Origin of the sequence: Sorangium sp. So ce1036, assembly GCF_051369805.1 — a bacterium.
In the GTDB taxonomy this organism is placed as follows: domain Bacteria; phylum Myxococcota_A; class Polyangia; order Polyangiales; family Polyangiaceae; genus Sorangium; species Sorangium cellulosum_F.
Map to the genome: position 1 here is coordinate 1242648 of NZ_JBBMOX010000001.1, position 22197 is coordinate 1264844.

Below are 22197 nucleotides of genomic sequence, written 5' to 3' on the forward strand. Positions count from 1 at the left end.
CCAGCTGGCCGTCACGGGAGGGCGAGCACGTGGGATCCATCTTCGACAGCATCGCGACGACCGTCGGGCGCACCCCCCTCGTTCGACTGAGCTCCGCGGGCAAGGGGCTGCACGCGGAGCTCATCGGCAAGGTCGAGAGCCGCAACCCCGGCGGCAGCGTGAAGGACCGCATCGGCCTGGCGATGGTCGAGGACGCCGAGCGGCAGGGCAAGCTGACCCAGGGGAGCGTCCTCGTCGAGCCGACGAGCGGCAACACGGGGATCGCGCTGGCGATGATCGCGGCGGCCAAGGGCTACCGGCTGATCCTCACGATGCCGGAGTCGATGAGCCCCGAGCGGATCGCGCTGCTCAGGGCGTTCGGGGCCGAGGTGCTCCTGACGCCCGGCTCGCTGATGTTGAAGGCCGTCGCGCGGGCGCGGCAGATCGTGGAGGAGACGCCGGGGGCCGTGATGCTCCAGCAGTTCGAGAACCCGGCGAACCCGGCGGCGCACCGCGCGTCGACCGCGCTCGAGATCTGGGACGACACGGGCGGCGAGGTCGACGTCGTGGTCGCCGGCGTGGGGACCGGCGGCACGATCACCGGCGTGGGCGAGGTGCTCAAGGCGAGGAAGCCGGGCGTGCGGATGGTCGCGGTGGAGCCGCGCAACGCCGCCGTGCTGAGCGGCGGGCGGGTGGGGGCGCACCTCATCCAGGGCATCGGCGCGGGGTTCATCCCGAAGATCCTCCGGCGCGACCTCATCGACGAGGTGGTGCCCGTGTCCGAGGACGAGTCGTTCGACGCCGCGCGCCGGCTCGCGAAGGCCGAGGGCATCCTCGTCGGCATCTCCGGCGGCGCGGCGATGGCGGCGGCGCTCTCGATCGCGGCGCGCGAGGAGATGCGGGGAAAGAAGATCGTCGTGATCCTGCCCGACGGCGGGGAGCGGTACGTGACGTCGCCGCTCTTCAAGGAGCTCGTCGGCCGCGATCGCGGGGCCGCGGCCCGCTAGCGCGGCCCGCGGGCGCGGGCGCTGCCGCGGCGGCGTGGGCGCCCGGGCGGCGCGATCACTCGACGCGGATGGCCACGATGACCTTCATCCACACCCCCTCCGGCGGGATCGGCTTCGTCTGATCGATCTCGCCGCGCCAGTCGACGTGCGCCGTGTACCCGCCGTTCTCGGGGTCCTCGTAGAAGAACTTCCGGATGTCGTCGTGGTAGACCCGGGTGAGCGGGACGATGCGCTCCCCCACCGGCATCGGCGACTTCCTGGCGATCGTGGTCGCGACGCCGTCGACGACCGCCTCGGCGGTGATGCTCTTGATGAAGGTGAGGTCGGGGACGTTGTTGTCCCGCGCCTCGAGCCGGATGAACATGAGCTCCGCCCCGTCGATGGTGCTCGGATCCTGCGAGACGGTGAGCTCGCTCCACCCGGCGAAGGTCGACAGCGGGGTCGGCTTGACGAGGAACTTGGTCTCCGCCTCATGCTCGCCGATCACCGAGGCGCAGGCGCTCGCGCCGAGCGAGAGGGCTGCGGCCAGCGCCAGGCCGAGGCGCGTGGAACGACGGTGCGGAGCAAGTGCGGTGCGGGCGTGTCGGTCAAGCATGCTCATCCCTCGAAGATAGCATGGCGGTGTCCGCCTCCCCCGGGGATCGCAGGGATCCGCTGGTCGGTCCGCCGCGTCCGGGGGGCGCCCCTGTCCGGTCGCGCGCCGCGGGCGCGGGCCGATCGACGCGCGGCGCCCGGCCGGCTATGGTCGTCGCCCGAGGGCGAGCGGATGGCGGCGGAATCAAGCGCAGCGGTTGACGGCGGGCAGGGCTCGGCCGCGGCCTCGTTCGAGGCGAGGCTCGAGCTCGCGCGGCAGGCGAGCGCGCGGCTCTGCGAGGCGATCGGGCAGGCCGTCGTCGGCCAGGGCGACGTCATCGAGCAGACGCTCTGGGGGATCCTCGCGGGCGGTCACGTGCTGCTGGAGGGGGCGCCGGGGCTGGGCAAGACGCTGCTCGTCAGGACGATCGCGGGCTGCCTCGATCTCAGGTTCTCGCGCATCCAGTTCACCCCGGATCTCATGCCGAGCGACGTGACCGGCACGAACGTGCTCGTCGCGGCCGCGGACGGCTCGCGCCACTTCTCGCTGCACAGAGGGCCGATCTTCGGGCAGGTGATCCTGGCCGACGAGATCAACCGGGCGACGCCGAAGACGCAGAGCGCGCTGCTCGAGGCGATGCAGGAGCACGCGTGCACCATCGCCGGCACGCGGTACGCGATGGAAGAGCCGTTCTTCGTGCTGGCCACCGAGAACCCGATCGAGATGGAAGGGACCTACCCGCTGCCGGAGGCGCAGCTCGATCGGTTCCTGCTCAAGGTGCTCGTGCCGAGCCCGACCGAGGACGAGCTGACCGAGATCCTCGCGCGGACCACCGGCCACGATCGCGGGCCGCCGCCGCGGGTGCTCTCTCGCGAGGACGTGCTGTCGCTGCGCGCGCTCTGCCGCGACGTCGCGGTCGCCGAGCCCGTCCTGCGGTACGCGTCGCGGCTCACGCGGGCGAGCGATCCGGCCGCCGAGGGCGCGCCCGAGATCGTGCGGCGGGCGCTCCGGTTCGGCGCCGGCGTGCGCGGCGCGCAGTCCCTCGTGCTGGCCGCGAAGGCCGCGGCGCTGCTCCAGGGCAGGGCGCACGTCGCCTTCGCCGACGTGCAGCGGGTCGCGAGGCCCGTGCTGCGCCACCGCCTGATCCGGTCCTTCGAGGGCGAGGCGGAGGGGATCTCGACCGATCAGGTCGTGGCCGCGCTGGTCGAGGCGGTCGAGGCGCGGCCCGAGCCCGTGGCGCAGGCGATCCGGCGATGAGCGGCGGGCCGGCTGGAGCGGCGCGGGGGCGGCCTCCGCGGCGCGCGCCCCGCGCGGCGGGCACGGCGGCCGCGGCGTGGCTCGCGGCGCTCGCGGCGGCGGGGCCCGCGCTCGGGCAGGCGCCGTCGCCGGGCGCGGGGGAGCTCGTCGTCGACGCGGCGCCCGTGTTCGGGACGAGCGGCGCGCTGCCCTGGGGGTGGAACCAGATCGTCGTGCGCGTCCAGAACAACGGCGGCGCGGCGGCGAGGGGCGAGGTCGAGATCGCGTCGAAGCGCTTCTCCAACCAGCCGGACTTCGTCGCCTCGGCGCCGTACAGCGTCGCGGCGGGCGCCTCGATCCACGTGCGCGTGCCGGTGCAGGTGTCGCCGTTCGGCGACGTGCAGGTGCGGGCGCTCGACGAGCGCGGCGCGCCGGTGTCGTCGCACGCGCTCGCGTCGACCTCGCAGCGCGCGGTGGTGCTCCTCGACGTCAGCGAGCCGTCGCGCCTCCGGGCGACGCTCCACGAGGCGCCGGTCGCGCCGCTGTACCTGCCGACCGGGCGCGGCGCCGGGCCGTCGCCCGGCCCGGTCCTGTGGGTCGGGCAGCCGCGCTTCGACGGCGCGACGGGCGACCCGCTGCTGCCGGATCGGGCGGCCCTCTACAGCGCGGTGGACGCGGTGCTCATGCGCACCGACACGCTCTCGCGGCTCGGCGGGGCGGAGCTCGAGGCGCTCGCCGGCTACGTGCTCTCCGGCGGGACGCTCGCGCTCGCCGTCGCGCGCCCCGAGGACCTCCGGCATCCGGCGCTCGCGGCGCTCGTCGGCGGCGAGGTCGCGAAGGCGGGCGTCGCGCCGCCCACGCTCGAGGAGATCTTGCCGCCGAGCGTGTCGAGCGGGTTCGGGACGCCGGAGAACGCGCTCGCGCCCGCGCCGGGCGCGCGCCCCGAGGTGGCCGAGGCGCTCTCCGGCTGGTCGGGCGGCAACCTGCGCGGGAGCGCGTACGGCAGCTCGGCGTCCTACGGCCTCGGCGAGGTGCACCTGCTCGCGTTCGATCCGACGCGCCCGCAGGCGGCCAGCGACCCCTGGGTGAAGATCCGGATGGCCGACCTCGCGCGCCGCGCCCACGATCGCCGCTCCACGGTCGCCTTCCGCCCGGGGGAAGAGTCGCTGGGCCTCGACCTGGACCGGGTGCGGCGGGAGCTCGATCCGAACGAGAGCGCGCGCTGGGCGATCGGGCTCTCCGCGTTCCTGCTCTGCCTCTACGCGGTGCTCGCCGGGCCGATCAACTTCGCGCGCGCCGCGAGGCAGGGCAGGCCGCTCCGCGCGCTCCGGCGACTGCCCGTGCTCGCGGCGGTCATGTTCGCGGTGATCGTCGGCGTGGGCGTGCTCGCGAAGGGGGTGGGCGGCCGGGCGCGCCACCTCACGCTGATCGAGGCGGGGGCCGGCATGTCGAAGGGATCGGCGCGCCGGTTCCGCGCGTTCTACGTGTCCAGCGCGGAGGACCTCACGGTCCGGACGACCGACGCGAGCGGCGTCATCAGCACCGCGGTGCTCGCCGAGCTCTCGGCGCGGCGCGACCGGCTCGTCGTGGACCGCGACGGGGCGCGCCTGACGGAGGTCGCCGCGCTGCCGTGGCAGACGGTGATCGTGCGCGAGGACGGCGTGGCGCCGCTCGGGGACGGCATCGCGATCGTCGCCGAGCCGGGCGGGGACACCGTGGTGAGCAACCGGAGCGGCCGCGATCTGCGGGGGGGGATCCTGTGGCTGCCGGCGGGCGAGGCCCGGTACTTCGCGCGCATCCGGGACGGCGAGAGGGTCTCGTCGCGCGCGGGGGCGGGGGGCGGCGTGGACCTGCGCGCGCGCGTCGAGGGGCAGGCCTGGCTCTCGCACGTGGGCTTCGGGCGGCGGGTCGGCGGCATCGACGTCCACGATCTCGGCGGGAGCCTCCTGGTCCCGCTCCTCGAGCCCGACGCCCCGGGGCTCGGCGGCGCGTGGTGGGCCATCGAGGAGGCGGCCGGCGACGCGATCGACTGGTTCCCCTCCGGCGTGCCCGTCCTGCTCGGCCAGCTCGACGGCGGCGAGGGGCGCACGAGCGACTCGGGTCTGCGGCTGGAGAGCGACCGCGTGCTCGTGCGGATCGTCGGCTACGGAGGCCGGTCGTGAGCGCCGCGCCCAGCGGCGCGCGGCCGCCCGAGGCCCCGCAAGAGGCGCCGGCCGAGCGGCCCCCGCCGACGATCCGCGTCCGCCACCTCTCGCACCGCTTCGGCTCGCTCGAGGTGCTCCGGGACGTGACCTTCGACGTCGGCCCCGGCGAGATCTTCGGCTTCATCGGGCCGAACGGCGCGGGCAAGACGACGACGATCCGGATCATGGCCACCCTGCTCGAGCCGATGGCGGGGCGGGTCGAGATCGACGGCGTCGACGTCACGATCGACCCCGCGGCGGTCCGCCGCAGCATCGGGTACATGCCGGACCACGCCGGCGTCTACGACCGGATCACGGTGCGCGAGTACCTCGAGTTCTTCGCGGACGCCTTCCGGGTGCCGTCGCTCGACGTGGTCGACGCCGTCCTGGAGCTGACCGATCTCGGCAAGATCCAGGACAGGATCGTCGCCACCATGTCGAAGGGGATGAAGCAGCGCCTCCAGCTCGGGAGGATCCTGCTGCACGATCCCAAGGTCCTCATCCTGGACGAGCCGGCGAGCGATCTCGATCCGCGCGCCCGCATCGAGATCCGCGACCTGCTCCTGGAGCTCCGGAGCCTGGGGAAGACGATCTTCCTCTCGTCGCACATCCTCACGGAGCTCTCGGACGTGTGCACGTCGATCGGCATCCTCGAGAGGGGCCGCCTGGTCGTCGCCGGCCCGATCGGGGAGATCGCGGCGCGCCTCGAGGCGGTGCGCGCCGCGCAGGCGCGCGGGCACGCGCCGCCGCACCCGGCCGCGCCGTCGCCGCACGCGGCCGGCGCGGGCGACGGCCGTCACGCGCCGCCGCCTCACGGCCCCGAGGCGCCTCCGCCGGCCGTCGCGCCGGGCGCGCCGGCGGCCGCCCCGCCCGCGGGCCACGGTCCGTACCCGCCGCCCGCGGGCCACGGTCCGTACCCGCCGCCCGCGGGGCACGCCGCGCTGGCGGCGGGCGCGGAGCCTCCGTGGGGCCACGTTGCGCCCCCGCAGCTCCCCCGGCGCAAGGTCAAGGTGCGGGTCCTCGGCGAGCCCGAGGCCGCGGCGTACCTGCTCGGGGGCGGGCCGGGGATCCTCGACGTCGCGGTCGTCGCGGGCGCGGTGCACGTCGCCTACGTGGGCAACGACGTGAAGATCGCCGAGATCGTCCAGCACCTCGTGCGGAACGGGATCGGCGTCATCGGGGTCGAGCCGGAGCGCAACGAGCTCGAGCGGATCTTCCTGGAGGTCACGCAAGGAGAGGTGCAATGAGCGTGCAGACTGGCTCATCGCCGCCCGGCGGTCCGGCGTCCCGGCGGCTCGCGGATCGCGCGCTGCACCGCGCGGGGCGCCTCTTCAGCGAGCCGAACCCGATCTGGATCCGCGAGCTCAAGCAGGCGGCGCGCCTCGCCCGCACGCCGATCGTGCTCCTGGTGTTCACGATGCTGATGACGCTGCTCATGGCGTCGCTCGGCGGCATCGTGTCGACGGACATCGCGCCCGCGAAGACGGGCGTGATCCTGTTCCAGGTCTTCTTCTCGCTCGCGTACTTCGTGGTGACCCTCGTCGGGCCGGCGGTCGCCGCGAACAGCATCGCCTCGGAGCGCGAGGGCCGCACCTGGGAGGCGGTGCTCCTGACGGGCATCCCGCCCGGCGAGATCGCCCGCGGCAAGTTCCTCGCCGCCTACACGGCGATCGCGATGTACGTGGTGATGCTCGCGCCCGTCGGCGCGCTGCCGTTCCTGTTCGGCGGGATCACCGCGATGGAAGTGGTGATCGCCTTCCTCTTCCTGTTCCTGATCGCGCTGCTCAGCGTCGCCTTTGGCCTCGCGATCAGCTCGAAGATGGCGAGCCTCCGCGTGGCGATCCTCGTGACGTTGCTGCTCGCCTTCCCGCTGTCGAGCTGCCTGTTCATGGCGGGGGGCATGGGGCTCTCGTACGCGGCCCACCAGGCCTGGCCGGAGGTGCCGGACGGGCCTCCCATCTGGCTCCCGGTCGCGTACCAGCGCGCCCCCCTCGGCCTCGAGTACGCGCTCTTTCTGGTCCTCTTGCCGATCGCGGCGATCGTCGTCCCCGCCTGGTTCCTGTACCAGGTGACCGTCGCGAACCTGACGAGCGAGAGCGACGATCGCTCCTCCGGCCTGAAGACGTGGTTCGTGGTCTCTTCGCCGGTGCTCGCCGCCGCCGCCGCGGTGCCGGCGTTCTCGGTGGGGCCGGGCGAGCGCCTGGCCGCGATCGTCGCGGGCCTGTGCGCGTTCCTGTCGTTCCTGACCTTCTGCGTGTTCCTCTTCGCCGGCGATCCGATCGGCCCCTCGCGCCGCGTGGAGGTGCACTGGGCCCGCGGCCGCGCCAGCCGGCTGCGTCGCTTCCTGGGCCCCGGCGTGATGCGCTCCGCGGCGCTGCTGCTCGCGGTAGGCGCCCTCGCGATCGCCGCGCTCTGGGGCGCCGGCGTGAGCAGGCTGGTCGCCGGCGCGCCCGCCGTGTCGCCCGAGGTCGCGACGCGGCAGCTCGAGTACTTCGCCGTCTACGCGCTCGCCTTCTACGTCTTCCTCGTCGGGCTCGGCGCCTTTCTGCGCGCGCGCACCGCGTCGCCCATGGTCGCGCGGGTGCTGCTGCTGACGCTGCTCTTCGCGATCGCGGTCGGCCCGTGGATCGTCGCGGCCATCGCCGGCCTCATCGCCGAGCACGGCGCCGGCGAGGGGGCGCTCGTCATCGCGGCCCCGTCGCCGTTCTATGCGTTCCTGATGATGTCCAGGGCCGACCAGAGCGATCCGGGGGCCCTCGTCCTCGGCGGGTACCTCGCCGCCGCCGGCTGGGCGGCCGCCGGCCTCGGCCTGCTCGCGGCGGCGCGCACGCGCTGCGCCGCCCTGATCGCGCGGCGGGACGCGGCCCTGGCGGAGACGGATGCGCTCCTCGCCCAGGAGGACGCGGCGGCCCTCGCGGCCGAGCAGGTCGCCAGGGAGCGAGCCGCTGCGGCCGAGAAGGCCGCAGCAGCGCACGCCGCCGCGACAGGGCGCACAGGACCCGGCGACGCGGCGGACTCCGTGGCGTGAGCGCGTCACCGGAGCGTGATCGGAAATCGCACGAGGGTGCGATGTGATGTGGAAATTTTGGGTCGCTCACGGGAATGCGCGATGATGCGCCCGCGCACGGATCTGCTGAATTCTTGAGCGCTCCGGGGGGAGCGTGGGAAAAGTGCGTCCGCGCGCTCGAGGTCCGGGAGCGGGAGGGGACATCGATCCTCGCGTCACGCGACGACAGCGGCGCCACCTCGACGCGGGGGGATGGCCTTGCCTTCGCACGCAGACTGCCGCCTTCGGGCGCCCGAGCTGAGCGACACCATGCTGTACGGCACGCCGTACCGGCCGCTGCGCCGGCTCGGGCGAGGCGGGATGGGCGAGGTGATCGAGGCCGCGCACGTGGGCCTCGACAAGCCCGTGGTGGTGAAGCTCTTGCACCGCGATCTGAACCGCGAGCCCCGGAGCGTCGAGCGGATGCGCGTCGAGGCGCAGTCGCTGGCGCGGCTCGCCCATCCCAACCTGGTGACCGTCACCGATTTCGGGCAAACGGCCGAGGGGCGGACGTTCCTCGTGATGGAGCGGCTCTATGGCCGGACGATGCGCGAGGAGCTCGCGGCGCGGGGCGCGCTGCCGGCGCTGGAGGCGATCGATCTCGTGGAGCAGACGCTCGCCGGCCTCGCCGCGGCGCACGGCGCGGGCATCGTCCACCGCGACGTGAAGCTCGACAACCTCTTCGTGTGCGACCCGGATGCGCGGGGCCGGCGGGTGGTGAAGGTGCTCGATTTCGGGATCGCCAAGGTGGTGGCCGCGCAGGGCGACGGCCGCGCGCCGGCGCCGTCGCTCTACCAGACCGAGGAGGGGGTGCTGGTGGGCACGCCGCGCTACCTGTCGCCCGAGCAGGCGTCCGGGCTCGCGGTGGACGCTCGCACGGACGTGTATGCGGCGGGCGTCGTGCTCTACACCCTGCTGGCGGGGCGCGGTCCGTTCGAGCACGTGAAGCCCCTGCAGGATCTGCTGCGCGCCCACGCCGTCGAGGTTCCGGAGCCGCCGTCGCGCTACGCGCCGCGGCCGGTCCCGCCGGAGCTCGAGCGCGCCATCATGAGGGCGCTCGAGAAGCGCCCGGAGCTCCGCTTTACGGGCGCCGCGGCGTTCGCGGGCGAGCTCTCGCGCATCGCCGCGGCGCTGGTCCGCGGGGCGAGCCCCGTCCTGCCGCCGGGGCCGCGCTGGCAGAGCACGGCGCCGCTGTCGTTCCCGCCGGTCCGCGCGGCCGTTGCACCGACGTTGAGCGCGACGGTGAAGGCGTTCGGCTTGACGGCGCCGGGAGCGGCGGCGCCGCCCACGTGGCAGGAGGCGCCGCCGGATCCCTCGGGGGCGCGGAGGTCCGTCCGGGTCGGGGCGACGGCCCGGGCGCGGCGGAGGCCCGCGCGCCCGGAGGCGAGCCCAGCGGCCATGGCGATGCTGGTGGTGAGCGTGGTGCTCTTCGGCTTCGCGCTGGCGCTGCTGGTGACCGTGGTGGGCTGACGGCCGGAATGGCCGCGCTTGCCAGGAACGTCGTCCGGCGCAGCGAAACCGTTACCATGCGCGCTGTGGATGGACGGGCGATGGCGCTGGACGACAGGTGGGCGGCGCAGGTGGGCAACGCAACCTGGGTGCGGGCGCCGCGGCGCAAGCTGAGCCACGGCGCAACCTGGGTGCGGGCGCCGCGGCGCAAGCTGAGCCACGGCGCAACCTGGGTGCGGGCGCCGCGGCGCAAGCTGAGCCACGACGGCGCAACCTGGGTGCGGGCGCCGCAGCCACGGCGCAACCTGGGTGCGGGCGCCGCGGCGCAAGCTGAGCCGCGGCGCAACCTGGGTGCGAGCCGCAGCGCAACCTGGGTGCCGCCGGCACCCCTGCGTTCCAGCAAGGCGGCATGATGGTGGCCACGCACAACCTCGCGTCCGGGCGGTCCGCGGGACCACTGGTCGCTGGACGTCCTGGGCTGGGACACCGGCGCGTGCTGGCGCGAGGTGGCTCTGTCATGCCCATGACGGCAGCAACCTCCCGGTCCTGGTGCATTCCCGGCGCGGCCGGTGTACCGCTGCGGGGGGCCATGATGCTTGGGCGCATGGTGGTGGCGGCTGGCTGGGTTATCTTCGGGGCTATGCCGTGGCCCTGTCCCCCGAGCCTGCTCCGACCCGTCGCGCACCCGTCAGCACGCGTACGACGCTGGTCCGCTGCGCACGCGCGCTGCCCGGTGAGCTGCCACGGTACCCGCCGCGCAGCCGTCGAGGCCGAGCGCCTCGATGGTGCGCCCACGACAGCGCGGAGCCTGGGGCCAGGTGCTCGAAGCGTCGATGCCCACGCGAGGCAGCAGCGCGGCCCTCGCGCGTGGCGAGAGGGGCAGGAATGACCAACAGGAACGCGAACAAGAGCTCGCCAGGGCAGCCGGCGAGCCAGGTCCCGGCGGGCGACGCCGCGACGCAGCCGCAGCAGTCTCCGCGCGGGTATGACACGCCGAGCTTCGCCTCGCAGGAGCACCCCTCGCCGCCGCAACAGCGGGCGCAAGAGCAGCGCCGCCGGCCCGAAGACGGCGCGCCCGGCGCCACAGCGCTGCCCGCAGAGCGGGCGACGCCGTGGGGCGAGCCCAGGCCGCGGCGCCGGCAGGACCGCGAGGCAGGGCCCAGCGACAAGCAGGTGTATGTCCCGCCGGTCACCCTCCCCCCGAATCGAGAGCACCAGGCGATGGACCTGCAGAAGATCCAGGTCGCGCCGTCGCTGCTGAAGGGCGTTGACGAGCGGAACCGGCCGACCATGCGCAGGATCCCTGTGCAGGGCCTGCGGGGCGCTCCAGAGGAGCAAGGCGGCGCGCGCCCGGGCGGCGTGCGCACGGCCCGCGTCGGCGTTGGGAGCGGCGTCTGGCCGCCGCCCGAGGACGATCTGTCCGGTATGCGCGGCCACTCGTCCCGGAAGCAACGGTCCCAGGCCGCGGCCGCGCCCCACGCGGACGCCGCTCCGCGCGCGGGCCTGTCGAACAGCGCAGCGCGGCCCGAGCCCGCCGCGGTGACCGCCGCGGCCGCGGCGGTGGCGCTCGCCGCGCGGCGGCGCCGGGCCCCGCTCGGCCTGTTCGCGTTGCTCGTGTTCCTCGGGAGCGCGACCGTCGCGGGCTTCTGGGTGCTGTGGCGCGCCGCCGGTTCGACGAGCGGTCAAGACACGGCGCCGACAGCGGAGGATGGTCGCGCCCCGGCGCCGGAGCCCGGCGCTGCGATGCCCGCCCCGAACGCACGACCTGAGCCGCCGTCTCCGGTGGCGCCGCTCCCGGTCCCGGTGGCGAGCGGCGAGCCCTCACCCCCCGCGGCGCCACCGCACGGCTCCGCCGCGCCGGAGGCTCCGGTGGCAGAGCCACACGGCTCCGCCGCGCCGGAGGCCCCGGCGGCGTCCGCCGTGGCGAACGCGAGCCCGTCGTCCGCGTCTTCCAGGGCCGGGAGCGCTATTGCCCGTCCGTCTCAGGCGCGTCCTGCCGTGCCGGTGAGGCGGCCCAAACCCCCCGCCACATCGTCGGACGATCTCTACGACATGATCGAGAGCGCTCCGGCCACACCACGGGTCCCGCCGGCTGCGAGCACCGCGTCGCCCTCATCGCCTCCGGGGACGACGGCGCCCCCGCGTCCGTTCGGCGACTGATCTGTCGCCCTCTCCGGATCGCACTGCTCCCGGCAGCCATCATGCGAAAGCCATCGTTGAGATCCCCGCATCTGTTCCTCGTGTGCGCGACGGTCCTGCTGGGGTCGAGCGTCGCGAGCGCGGCCGGCACGGCCCAGTTGAAGAGCAACTCTCCGGCCGACGGCGTGCCCGCGAGCTCGAGCGCCGGCGAGCGCGCGGCGCAGCTCTACCGGGAGGGGAACAGGCTCTACGACCAGGCGAGGTTCGTCGAGGCGGAGGCGCGGTACCAGGCGGCGTGGGATCTCCAGCGGAGCTTCGACGTGGCCGGCAATCTGGGGAACGTCGAGCTGGAGGTGAACCAGCCCCGTGATGCGGCCGAGCACCTGACGTACGCGCTGGAGACATTCCCGCTCGGCGAGAAGGCCGAGAAGAGGACATTCTTGCTGAAGCGGCTCGCCGAGGCGAAGTCCCAGGTGGGCACGCTCCGCATCAGCGTGAATCTCGAGGAGGCCGAGGTGCTCATCGATGGCAAGCTCGTCGGGCGCTCGCCCCTCGCGAAGCTCGTGTTCGTGGACCCTGGCGAGCGCAGGATCGAGGCGCGCCACGCCGGGGCCAGGACGTCGATGTCGCTGCTCGTGGCGAAGGGATCGGATCAGAGCATCGCGCTGAGCTTGGACACGGGCCCGAGCATTCCGCTGGTGGTCGCGGGCGGGGCGGTCGGGCTCCTCGGGATCGCGTCGGGCGTGACCTTCGCGCTCCTCTCCACGGCGAAGGGCGAGGGGGCCGAGGCGGCGGTCCTCGGCAGCCCGGAGCGCGACGACCTGCGCGAATCGCAGACCACGCTGGGGAATCTCGCCTTCTGGAGCTTCGTCGGCAGCGGCGTGGTGCTCGCTGGGACCGCCGTGTACGCGCTCACCACCTCGGGCCGCGCGCCGGGCCCGAAGGCCGGGCTCCCCGGGCTCCGCGCCGTGCCGCTCATGACCTCCGAGGCGGCAGGCCTGCTGGTCGGCGCGAGCTTCTAGCGCGAGGGGGCGCCGAGGCAGCGAGGGGGCGCCGGAGGGCGAAAGAAGTCTTTTCTTGGCGATGGAGGAGTTGGCGATGCGTCGATTACATTGGGCGTCCGGGGCGTTGGCAATCATGTCGCTCGCGGCTGGTTTGCAGGCGCTCGGCTGCTTTCCTCTGGATTACACGGAGCGCGATCAGGGCGTCACTCCAGGCAGCGGGAGCGCCGGCGGGGAGGCTCCTCCTGAACCGCGCTGCGTTCCTGGCCTGCAGGAGGGGCCCGACGCATCGTGCGGCATCTTCGTCAGCGTCGAGGCGGGTCCAGAGGGCGACGGCTCGAAGGAGCGCCCCTTCAACACGCTGGCGGCTGCCATCGATGCAGCGGCCGGGCGTGAGCCAGGTCAGCGCAGGATCTACGCCTGCGTCGGCACCTTCACGGAGAAGGTCGTCCTCTCCGCGGACGGCATCGAGGTGTACGGGAGCCTCGCCTGTGATCAGGAGTGGCGCCTCGCCGAGGAGGACAGGCGGACCACGTTGAGCGCCGGGCCTGACGAGATCCCGCTCACGATCGTGGGCGGCGGGGGGTCGACCCGGCTCGAAGGCCTGGAGGTCGTCGCGCAGCCCGCGGCACGGCTGGGAGGCTCATCGATCGCCGTCGTGGCCGAGAAGGTCAAGCTCGAGCTCGTCCGGTGCACGTTGCAGGCGGGGGACGCAAAGCACGGCGAGTCGCCGGACAACTACGAGATGGATGCGCAGCCAGGGCGGGTCGGAGGGGATGGGGCGCCGGCCTGCTCGGCCCTGTCGGGGGCTGGAGGGATATCGGACCCGCTGGAGTGCGGCGAGGACGTGACGGTCGGGGGCATTGGCGGGCAGGGCGCTCCCTCGACGGCCGGTCAAGGCAATCCTGGCTCGCCCGAGGGCGCAACCAACACCGGAGGGATTGGTCAGCGCGCAGCGGCGTTCTGCAGCGTTGGCGGTCCAGGGGGGCGGGGACAAGATGGCGCGCCGGGAGAAGGGGCGGTGGGGCTGGGCCAGATCACGAGGTCAGGGTACAAGGGCGTTGACGGCGCGAACGGGGCGAGGGGGCGTCCTGGCGAAGGAGGGGGCGGCGGCGGCGCATCCAGGGGAAGATTCGAGGCGGCCCGGTGTCCCGCCATGGGCCCGACCAGCGGCGCAGGCGGCGGGGCGGGGGGGACGGGCGGATGCGGCGGTCTGGGGGGACGGGGCGGTCAGGCCGGGGGCTCCAGCATCGCGCTGATCAGCCTTGCCTCGGAGCTGCGCTTCCAGGATGTGACCCTGGTTGCCGGCAAGGGCGGCAACGGAGGCGCAGGACAGCACGGGCAGATCGGTGGCGCGGGCGCCGAAGGTGGCAAGGGGGGGGACGCACCGGATGGCCTGCAAGAGGGCTGCGCTGGAGGCATGGGAGGCCACGGGGGCGCAGGGGGTGATGGAGGCGGTGGTACGGGGGGACACTCGCTTGCCATCGCCTTCAAGGGGATGCCGGTGCCGCCTTCCGAGGGACAGGGCTTCACGGCGGAGCTGGGTGAGCCAGGCGCGGGCGGTCCGGGGTTCCAGGGCCGTGATGGGGCGACGGGCAACCGTGCGATTGCGCTTGGGTTTGACGAGTGAGCTCGGGTCCGGAGGCGGGCAGGGGCTCAGGGCGCTTCCGGGCCGCCGCCCTCCGCGCTCGCCGCCGGGGGTAGCTTGCGCACGGCGCGTGACGCGGTCCTCGGGGCCGCTCGTGACGCGGTCGCCGACGGCGTCTGACGTCCAGACGTGCTCGTGGCATTCGTGTCGAGCTCCAGCTTGAGCGGCGAGGCGCCGCTGGCCGTCACGACGATCTCGCCCGTGACCTGGTTCGCGCCGCGCGTGAGGCGGACCTTGTGCACGCTGCCGAGTGGACCCTCGATGTCGATGATCCCGTTGTGCGACCGCACGACCTGTCCGTCGCCCTCGGCGGTGACGTCGGAAGGCTCCAGCACCAGCGTGACCCTGCGCTACGACGCTGGGTCCGAGGCGGTAGGAGAGGATGGTGGCGGCGCGTCTGCGCGTCCTTGGAGGGGAGCGCCCTCCGTGGTTGTCGGCGATGGCGGTGGAGCGCCGTCCGCCGGCGAGGCGAGGCGTCCTCCGTGGTTGCGGGGGAGCCTCATTGGCCTGATCCGGCGGCGTGAGGACACGCAGGAAGCCGAACGTCGAGGCCGCCCTCCGTGGTTGCGGGGGAGCCTCATTGACCTGATCCGGCGGCGTGAGGACACGCAGGAGGCCGAACGTGGCGGCGGCGCTCGCGACGAGGGCGATTGCTGCGCGCACGGCGGCCTTGGAGGGGGAGCGCCGGGGGGCGATCGTGGCCTCTGACCGTGTCCTCAACCTGGGTTGGTGCCGCCGCGGCGGCCGCCGGGCCCTCCGGGCCCTCAACCTGGGTCGGGCCCTCAACCTGGGTCGGGCCCTCAACCTGGGTCGGGCGCTCCGCTCGGGGCTCAACCTCGCTCGGCGCTCAACCTGGGTCGGGCGCCCCGGCCGGGGTCGGGCGCTGGGTCGGGCGCCCCGGCCGGGGTCGGGCGCTCCGGCCGCCGGGCCCTCAACCTGGGTCGAGCCCTCGACGCGCCGGCCGGTGCCCCCGTGCCGCGCCTCGTAGACGGAGCCCATGCCGCCCCGCCGATCTTACGGACGATCTCATTTTTGCCGTCGAGGGCTCGCCAATCACGAGGATCTCGCGCGAGGGACTGCACCCAAACAATGCAGCGGTCGCCGCCTCTCGCAGGATCCGCCGGACGTCGTCATCGTCCCGAGCGTCGGCGCGCGCTGCGCGCGTTGCTTCCAGGGGTCATCACGGCTGAAAGTAACGACCTACCTGCTCGCGGTACTCCTCGGGGACATCGCTGCGCTCGACGCCGCCGATCTCCTGAGGCCCCACGACGCCGAGCGCGCCCTCTCCTCGCACGTTGGCGGTCTCTCCGGCGCGGCCCGCCGTTCGACCCACCACGCTTCCGGGCATCGGCCTGCCCTGGTTGAGCCGCGCGTCGGCGCGCGAGCGCAGCTCCCCGCCAGCGACGGCGCCCGTCTGCCCCGCATGGCTGCCAGGCTGGCCCCCCTCGGTGTGGCCTGGGTGCGCGGGCCCTTGCTGCGTGTCGGCGCCGCCCGCTGGTGAACCCTGCTGCCCGCTCTGGCCGGGCGCCCCGCTCCTCGGCCCCGAGGTGCCCGACTCGCCCGCGACCGGCAGCGGCGTGGGTACCCCGCCGATCTGTCCCTCGGCCTCGCCCGCCCCGCGCTGCGCATCGTCGAGCGCTCGCTGGCGCCGCGACTCCTCGCTGCTCGGGCCGCCCTCCTGGGCCATCCGGCGCAGCTCGTCCTCGAGCTGCTGCTGCCCCTCGGGCGTCGCGAGCTGCCGGGCGAGCTCGCGCAGCTGCTCGTCCGACAGCGCCTCCCCGGGCGCGCCCGCGGGGGCCTGCGCCATCCGCTGCTTCAAGCGATCTGCGAGCTGCTTGCGCTCCTCGGGGCTCAGCTTCTCGAGCGCCTCCTCGAGGCTGTCGGCGAGGCGTTGCGCGTCCTTGTTGCTCCCGGTCCGGCCGAGATCGCCGAGCGCTTCGTGCCCCTCGTCGCCGAGCGCCTCACCGAGCGCCTCCGCCAGCGCCCTCAGCTTGTCGGCGTCCCGTCCGCGCTGATCGAGCAGCTTTCGCTGCTCTTCGAGCGCCTCGGCCACCCCGGGGGCGTCTGCCTCCCTCGCGGCCTCGACGGCCTCCTCGAGCGTCCTCCTCGCCCGTTCGCGATCGTTCTTCTCGAGCCTGTTCGCGAGCCGCTCCATCTCCTCGTCGAACGCCACGAGGTCGCGGTCGCCGAGCGCCCTGCCCGCCCGCGTGAGGTCCGGGTTCTCGCCGAGCTTGCCGAGCGCCGCCTCCAGTCCGTTGCGCTGCTCGCCCTCGCCGAGCGACAGCCGCTCGGCCGTGATCGCGTCGCGGAGCCTGGCGATCTCCGACTGCGCCTCGCGGCGCTCGACGCCGCGCCGAAGTTTCTCTCGGAGCTTCTTCGCGTCGTCGGCGAGTCTCCGCAGCCGATCGTGCTGCTCGGCGTCGCGCGCTTCGACCTCGGCGAGCTGGATGACCCGTTCCAGCCCGGCGATCTCCGCGAGGCGCACCTGCTCGACCCCGGGCGGGAGCGCTGCCGCCAGAGGAGCAGGCGGCAGAGGGAGCCAGCTGAAATAGCCGATGGCCGCGGCCGCCAGGGGCGCTCCGGCGTGCCAGGACCGCCATACCGGCGCGTAGACCTGCCGCGTGGTGGCGTTGTGGAGGGCTGCCGTGGCGTGCGCGAACACCACCTCACGGCCCGTCGTTGCGCCGCCCCGAGGTGCGCCGCCGACGGCGTGCTCGGCTGCCGCGAGCTCCACGGCGGTCGAGATCGACTCGGCCGAACCGAGCTTGCCGTCGAGGAACAAGGCGACGTTCGGGTCCGACCACCGCCGCCGCCGCGCCACCGCCGCGCCTGCCGCCGCGCCGATCAGCCCACCCGCCGCCATCCAAGGCCGCAGCGGACCGTGACGCGTCTGCCACGCCGCTGCTGCGCCCACGGCGCCGAGCGCCATCCCGGCGGCCGCGCCGGTGAGGATCAGCTCCAGCGCGAGCCGCCGCCGGACGCGTCGAGCCCAGCGAGCGAACGCTGCGCTGAAACTTCGCTGGGGAGATGCGGCCATCATGCTCGATGTGTACCCGCATGCAGCCGCGCCGGCCAGGGGCGCGTTGGCTTCATGCGCGCCGGGGGGCACGGAGGAGAGCCGCCACATGACGATCAGTCCTCCCGCTGTGCGAAGCATCCACTCAGGTGGAATGAGGCGAGCTCGAGGTGCGCTGGGATAACGTCCAGGGCGCCTCCAAGTCGGTCAAGTCGGTGCAGATTGCATCCGGCGAAAAAGAAATCACATTCATGCGTCTCTTTTCGCGACATCCGAAGCGTAGCCGGGCAAGAGCCATCGAACAGCTCATCGCCAACGTAGATTCGCATGTTCACAGTGGCGGCGTCGCCGCCCCTGCGCTCGCTGCTGAGGAGGTGGAGATCGAGGTAGTAGAAGCCATGTCTGTCCTTCGAGTGTTCGACCAGCTCCAGGTGGGCCTCACCATCGAGGAGAGAGCATCCGACGTGCCAGCTATCGTCGAATCTGGGGACAGGCAGCTTGCCGTCATCGCCCGTGTCAAGGACCAGCTCCTCCCCGTTCATGGTCACGATCGCCTTGCCGTAGGCTTCAGGGGGGGCCGGGCCGGTAGAGCACCCGAGCGTCGAGAATGACAGCGCAAGACCTTGGGCGAGGAGCGGTCGGAGCATGGGCGTTCTCCAGCAGCACGGCGGCCAAGAGCATCGCACGAAGTCGGCAACCATGAACGCGCAAAGTCGTTGATCCATGTGTTGTGCCAGATGTCAACCGGAAACGGAAGGCTGGCGTGAGGCCCTTGTCGGATCGACTGTATCGGACCGACTGAGGTTGCCTTGTGTATGGGACCGACTGAGGTTGCCTTGAAAACCGACCGACGTTGCGTGCGAATCGGTTGAAAACCGACCGACGTTGCGTGCGATCCGGTGGCCGAACGGGCGATCGGCTGGCGGATGGGTGGCGGCCGCCACCCCCCTCGGGGCACCAACTCCGCGAAATCATTCTCTTCAGACCCGGCACGCGCCTCGCATAGGCGATCGCTCATGAGCCAGCCTCGCATTATCGTCGCCGGTGCCACGTATCTCCTCACGCGACGCGTGCTGCTGCGGCATCTCCTTCTCCGTCCAGACGCGGCGATTACACAGCTGATAACGTATGCGCTCGCTGTCTCAGCCAAGCGTTACGGCATTCACGTGCACGCTTTGTGCGCGATGTCGACGCACATCCACGTTGTCGTCACGGATGTAGAGGGCGTGCTCCCGCGTTTTCTGCAGTTCTTTCATCGTCTCGTGGCGCTGGGGACGAAGGTGCTCCGAGCTTGGGAGGGTCCCGTGTGGGACCACCAGACGACCAGCGTCGTACGCCTCGTGACACGAGCGGCCGTGGTGGAGAAAATCGCCTACACGCTTGCGAACCCAGTGGACGCGGGGCTTGTACGATGCGCGCGGGAGTGGCCGGGAGCCAAGGTCCTCGTCGGGGAGCTGGGACGCGGCATACTGCGAGCGAAGCGCCCCGAAGTCTACTTCGATCCTAGCAACCCGGCATGGCCCGACGAGGCCACCGTCGAGCTTACGCTCCCCGCTGCCGTTGCGGACGGGAGCGCGGACGACTTCCGGCGCGACGTGGCTGCAGAGCTCGAGCGACACGAGGCCGTGGCGCGTGCGGCGGTGTGCCGGAGGGGCTTTCGCTTTCTCGGCGCCGAGCGTGCATGCCTGGTCTCGCCGCACGAGCGCGCGACCAGCTTCGAGGCGCCCCGCAGCCTCAATCCAACGTTCGCTGTGGGCCGAGGGCACGTGGACGCGAGTAGGGACGCAGTTTCTGCTCTCCGTGCGTTTCGCGCGGCGTATCGCGATGCGCTCGGACGATGGAGAGCGGGCCTGCGTAGCGCGGTGTTCCCGGTCGGAACATGGTGGATGCGCGTATTCCACGGCGCGGCCGTGAGCGACGCTGCGCTCGCGCTATAGGGGGCGGGCGGGGCGCCGCGATCTGAGTCGAGCGCTTCAAGAGTGGTAGCCAGGTAAGCTGCTCTGTGTAGCGAAGTGATGGTGCTCTTGGGGCCTGAATGATCCAGTCGCGGATTCGAATTGCGTGCTAGGGTTACGGTGCGGCGGGGTTGAGGTGCGCGCTGGTGTTGTGCTGCGCTGCGCGCAAAATGCGCTGATGCTGCGCTGCAGCCGGTCGATGGTGGTATGTATGCGAAGTTGAAGTGCGGCTACGCCGTGATGCGACTACGTTGGGGTGCGACACGGAGGTGTCGCGCGTTCACGGTTTGAGCACGACCTTCACGCAGCCATCCTTCTTTGCATTGAAGATGTCGTACCCTCGCGGCGCCTCGGCGAGCGGTAGGCGATGTGTGATGACATCGTCCGCGCGGAGCTTTCCTTCCTTGATCCACCTCAGGAGCTGGTCCACGTACTTGTGCACGGGGGCCTGGCCGAAAGTAACCGTCACTCCTTTGTCGAATAGCTGCCCGAAGGGAAAATTGTCGTAGGGCACCCCGTACACGCCGACGACGCTGACGATCCCGCCCCGTCGGACTGCGCTCACGGCCAGCTTGAAGGCGACGAACGAGCCGAGCTGACCGTGAACGAGGTTGGATGCCTTCTCGAGGGGCGTCCGGTGCGCCTCCATCCCGACAGCGTCGATGCACACGTCGGCGCCGAGGCCGTCCGTCGCGGCTCGGATGAACTCCAGCGCGACGCCCGACTCCACGTTGACGGTCTCGACCGAGGCGATCTCGCGCGCCTTCTCCAGCCTGTATTCCTCCCGGTCAACCCCGATGACACGCGCGGCGCCGCGGAGCCATGCGCATTTCATCGCCATGATGCCCACCGGGCCGCATCCGATGACGGCCACCATCTCCCCCCCTCGTACGCCAGCCCAGTCGATGGCCGTGTAGCCGGTGGGGAGAGTGTCCGTCAAGAACAGGACCTGCTCGTCGGTCAGCTCGGAACCCACCTTGCGCGGGCCCGTATCCGCGTACGGAACGCGGACGTACTCCGCCTGACCACCAGCGTACCCGCCGTAGAGGTCGGTATACCCGAAGAGCCCACCCCCTTCGAGCTTATGACGTTCCCTTCAGGGCCGTAGTGTCCCGGGTTCGAGCGCTCACAATGCCCGGGCAGATTTCTCTCACAGAAGAAGCAGCTCCCGCAGGCCACGGCGAAGGGGACGACCACCCGGTTCCCCGGGCGGAGCTTCCTCACGTCACTCCCCACCTCCTCTACGATGCCCATGAACTCATGCCCGAGTACGAGCGGCCTCGTCTGCGGAAAATGACCGTTGTAGATATGCAAATCCGAGCCGCATAGGGCGGTGCTCGTCACGCGCACGATGGCGTCGGTCGCCTGCTCTAGGACCGGGGTATCGATCGTGTCCACGCTGACATGCTTTGGGCTGTGAAATACCAGAGCCTTCATCCGGCCTCCTCGCCTTCGTGCGGGTGGAACCGGGCGTGATGTCTGCAACCTGCGTGCCCCCTCGGACGCGTCCGCTGGTGCGATCGCCGCCGGCAAGGTCAATGGCAGGCGCCTGGAGCGCGCACGCGGGGGGAAGGCGATTCGCCGCTCACGCTCCCTCCCTGTATGGACGTCAGGTGCGCCCGCTGCTGTGCTGGTCCGGGGCAGCGGCGTGCCGAGCGGGTAAAACGAGGTGAAGTCGGGTCGCGGAAGGAAGGCCGTGAGCACCTCGTTGTAGAAAGGCGTCGTTGCCTTTACCGTCGGGGCGATCGCCGGGGCCGACCGTTCCCGTCGCCATCGAGGATCGCGCTCGCGTACATGCTGGGCTCTGGGCTTCGAGTCGGTCAGGTTGCGGCACGGACTCACGAAGGCAGAGGCTGCGCTCCGCGTTCGACGTGCATCCTTCGACGCGTGCATCCGCCCCGGTACAAACGCGCGCTCGCTCTCCGCGTGCGACACCTGGAGCAAGGCACCGCCGTAGGCATACGTCCGGAGCCGACGTTGCCGAGTTCGTCGCGGTGCTCGACGAGCCGGGATGCGTGGTTGATCGAGGAGAGCTCCTCCTGCGGGTGCGCCTTCCGGCCCAGCTGTCCGCTGCCAGCGCTGGATGACGGCTGCGTGGCGAGCTCGCCACCTCGACGCCATACCCATTCAGGTGCGCGAGCGGGAGCGCGGTCAACCGGCGCGGCGGCGTCTCGTGGAGCGGCTTGCGCAGTGAGGCGGGCGCGGGGTCGAGTGCGCCAAAATCTTCTGAAGCCTCCGGGATTCATGCAACTGGCGGGCCATGCGCCGAGGGCGTCGCCTCCGCGCGCTGACGCATGCAGTTTCGCGCACATTGCCATCCTCATCGCCCGGTCAACGAGGCGAAATGTCTCATCCTGAAGGATCCGCGATCCAGCCGCGCTCCATTGCGCGGCAGCAGCACGAATTCTCGCGCCGAGGAGCGCCCACCTTCCGCCGTGACGCGACGCGCTCTCGCCACGCTGAGGCGATTTGCACCGGTACCTGCCAGGGAGGCGCACCGTGGTTGCGTCGCGCGGCGTCGCGCGGGGGCGCAAGGTGCGCACCATGGTTGGGTCATGGAATGAGTTGCGTCGCCGTGAGTGCGTCGCGTCGCAATGGTGCACCGTGGTTGCGCAAGGGCGCACCGTGGTTGCGTCGTCGCGTCGTGGGATGGGACGCACCGTGGTTGCGTTGCGTGGGGAGGCACAGTGGTTACGATGCGACGCGTTGTCTGAGGCGCGTCGCGTTGTCGTGGTTGCGCCGCGTCGCGTCGCCCTTGAACGAGTCGCGCTCCTCCGAGCGCGCCGAGCACCGCGTCGCCAACCCAGTGCGCGTCGTCCCGGAGGCGCGCCCCTCGCGCCCTGCCGCAGCGACCAGCGACGCCGGGGACGGCGCGACCCACGCCGAGGCGTGCGCGAGCCCGAGCGCCACGGACGGTCCTGATGACCCGCTGCTCGCCGACCGACGAGGTCCCGCGGGTCGCTG

Annotated in this window: 15 protein-coding genes and 1 pseudogene; 11 read left to right on the forward strand and 5 right to left on the reverse strand. The window is 72.4% G+C overall.

Going from position 1 to position 22197, the window contains the following annotated elements:
- Positions 1 to 29: 29 nt before the first annotated feature.
- On the forward strand, positions 30 to 986 hold the full coding sequence (gene cysK / locus WMF31_RS04510; protein ID WP_436600747.1) for a cysteine synthase A: 957 nt from the start codon (positions 30 to 32) through the stop codon (positions 984 to 986).
- Positions 987 to 1041: 55 nt separating this feature from the next.
- Here cysK and WMF31_RS04515 read toward each other — a convergent pair whose 3' ends face one another.
- Positions 1042 to 1581 carry a hypothetical protein gene (locus tag WMF31_RS04515; protein ID WP_436600748.1) on the reverse strand — a complete coding sequence of 180 codons (540 nt, stop codon included), beginning with the start codon at positions 1579 to 1581 and terminating at the stop codon, positions 1042 to 1044.
- 171 nt (positions 1582 to 1752) lie between these two features.
- Here WMF31_RS04515 and WMF31_RS04520 point away from each other — a divergent pair, with 171 nt between their 5' ends.
- The 9 genes from WMF31_RS04520 to WMF31_RS04560 all read left to right on the forward strand — a co-directional run bounded on the left by WMF31_RS04520 (position 1753) and on the right by WMF31_RS04560 (position 14244).
- Positions 1753 to 2817 carry an AAA family ATPase gene (locus WMF31_RS04520; RefSeq protein ID WP_436600749.1) on the forward strand — a complete coding sequence of 355 codons (1065 nt, stop codon included), beginning with the start codon at positions 1753 to 1755 and terminating at the stop codon, positions 2815 to 2817.
- Positions 2814 to 4958, forward strand: coding sequence for a hypothetical protein (locus WMF31_RS04525; RefSeq protein WP_436600750.1), 2145 nt, complete (start codon positions 2814 to 2816; stop codon positions 4956 to 4958). The genes WMF31_RS04520 and WMF31_RS04525 overlap by 4 nt, the downstream gene beginning before the upstream one ends.
- Positions 4955 to 6226 carry an ABC transporter ATP-binding protein gene (locus tag WMF31_RS04530; protein WP_436600751.1) on the forward strand — a complete coding sequence of 424 codons (1272 nt, stop codon included), beginning with the start codon at positions 4955 to 4957 and terminating at the stop codon, positions 6224 to 6226. Before WMF31_RS04525 ends, WMF31_RS04530 begins: the two co-directional genes overlap by 4 nt.
- Positions 6223 to 8007: an ABC transporter permease gene (locus WMF31_RS04535; RefSeq protein WP_436600752.1), complete on the forward strand. Its 1785-nt coding sequence runs from the start codon at positions 6223 to 6225 to the stop codon at positions 8005 to 8007. The genes WMF31_RS04530 and WMF31_RS04535 overlap by 4 nt, the downstream gene beginning before the upstream one ends.
- A gap of 288 nt (positions 8008 to 8295) precedes the next feature.
- Entirely contained in the window at positions 8296 to 9495 is a 1200-nt protein-coding gene (locus tag WMF31_RS04540; protein ID WP_436600753.1) for a protein kinase domain-containing protein, read from the forward strand.
- Positions 9496 to 9503: 8 nt separating this feature from the next.
- Complete coding sequence (locus WMF31_RS04545; protein WP_436600754.1) at positions 9504 to 9887, forward strand: hypothetical protein; 384 nt, start codon at positions 9504 to 9506, stop codon at positions 9885 to 9887.
- A gap of 472 nt (positions 9888 to 10359) precedes the next feature.
- Positions 10360 to 11634, forward strand: coding sequence for a hypothetical protein (locus tag WMF31_RS04550; RefSeq protein ID WP_436600755.1), 1275 nt, complete (start codon positions 10360 to 10362; stop codon positions 11632 to 11634).
- A 56-nt stretch (positions 11635 to 11690) separates the two neighbouring features.
- Entirely contained in the window at positions 11691 to 12635 is a 945-nt protein-coding gene (locus tag WMF31_RS04555; protein ID WP_436600756.1) for a hypothetical protein, read from the forward strand.
- A gap of 76 nt (positions 12636 to 12711) precedes the next feature.
- Entirely contained in the window at positions 12712 to 14244 is a 1533-nt protein-coding gene (locus tag WMF31_RS04560; RefSeq protein WP_436600757.1) for a hypothetical protein, read from the forward strand.
- A gap of 26 nt (positions 14245 to 14270) precedes the next feature.
- On the opposite strand, the gene WMF31_RS04565 is transcribed toward WMF31_RS04560, so the two are convergent.
- The 3 genes from WMF31_RS04565 to WMF31_RS04575 all read right to left on the reverse strand — a co-directional run bounded on the left by WMF31_RS04565 (position 14271) and on the right by WMF31_RS04575 (position 17925).
- Positions 14271 to 14597: a hypothetical protein gene (locus WMF31_RS04565; RefSeq protein WP_436600758.1), complete on the reverse strand. Its 327-nt coding sequence runs from the start codon at positions 14595 to 14597 to the stop codon at positions 14271 to 14273.
- A gap of 845 nt (positions 14598 to 15442) precedes the next feature.
- Complete coding sequence (locus tag WMF31_RS04570) at positions 15443 to 17302, reverse strand: hypothetical protein (protein WP_436600759.1); 1860 nt, start codon at positions 17300 to 17302, stop codon at positions 15443 to 15445.
- A 92-nt stretch (positions 17303 to 17394) separates the two neighbouring features.
- Positions 17395 to 17925 carry a hypothetical protein gene (locus WMF31_RS04575; protein ID WP_436600760.1) on the reverse strand — a complete coding sequence of 177 codons (531 nt, stop codon included), beginning with the start codon at positions 17923 to 17925 and terminating at the stop codon, positions 17395 to 17397.
- 369 nt (positions 17926 to 18294) lie between these two features.
- Between WMF31_RS04575 and WMF31_RS04580 the strand changes: the two genes are divergently transcribed.
- Positions 18295 to 19215: a transposase gene (locus WMF31_RS04580; RefSeq protein ID WP_436600761.1), complete on the forward strand. Its 921-nt coding sequence runs from the start codon at positions 18295 to 18297 to the stop codon at positions 19213 to 19215.
- Positions 19216 to 19513: 298 nt separating this feature from the next.
- Here the strand turns inward: WMF31_RS04580 and WMF31_RS04585 are convergent.
- Positions 19514 to 20670, reverse strand: a pseudogene (locus tag WMF31_RS04585) (zinc-dependent alcohol dehydrogenase).
- Positions 20671 to 22197: the final 1527 nt, after the last annotated feature.

Coding starts and splice junctions, on each gene's coding strand:
- WMF31_RS04515 (WP_436600748.1), bottom strand. CDS start 1,581: ATGCTTGACCGACACGCCCGCACCGCACTTGCTCCGCACCGTCGTTCC.
- WMF31_RS04520 (WP_436600749.1), top strand. CDS start 1,753: ATGGCGGCGGAATCAAGCGCAGCGGTTGACGGCGGGCAGGGCTCGGCC.
- WMF31_RS04535 (WP_436600752.1), top strand. CDS start 6,223: ATGAGCGTGCAGACTGGCTCATCGCCGCCCGGCGGTCCGGCGTCCCGG.
- WMF31_RS04560 (WP_436600757.1), top strand. CDS start 12,712: ATGCGTCGATTACATTGGGCGTCCGGGGCGTTGGCAATCATGTCGCTC.
- WMF31_RS04550 (WP_436600755.1), top strand. CDS start 10,360: ATGACCAACAGGAACGCGAACAAGAGCTCGCCAGGGCAGCCGGCGAGC.
- WMF31_RS04545 (WP_436600754.1), top strand. CDS start 9,504: ATGGCCGCGCTTGCCAGGAACGTCGTCCGGCGCAGCGAAACCGTTACC.
- WMF31_RS04570 (WP_436600759.1), bottom strand. CDS start 17,302: ATGATGGCCGCATCTCCCCAGCGAAGTTTCAGCGCAGCGTTCGCTCGC.
- WMF31_RS04580 (WP_436600761.1), top strand. CDS start 18,295: ATGAGCCAGCCTCGCATTATCGTCGCCGGTGCCACGTATCTCCTCACG.
- WMF31_RS04540 (WP_436600753.1), top strand. CDS start 8,296: ATGCTGTACGGCACGCCGTACCGGCCGCTGCGCCGGCTCGGGCGAGGC.
- WMF31_RS04525 (WP_436600750.1), top strand. CDS start 2,814: ATGAGCGGCGGGCCGGCTGGAGCGGCGCGGGGGCGGCCTCCGCGGCGC.
- WMF31_RS04575 (WP_436600760.1), bottom strand. CDS start 17,925: ATGCTCCGACCGCTCCTCGCCCAAGGTCTTGCGCTGTCATTCTCGACG.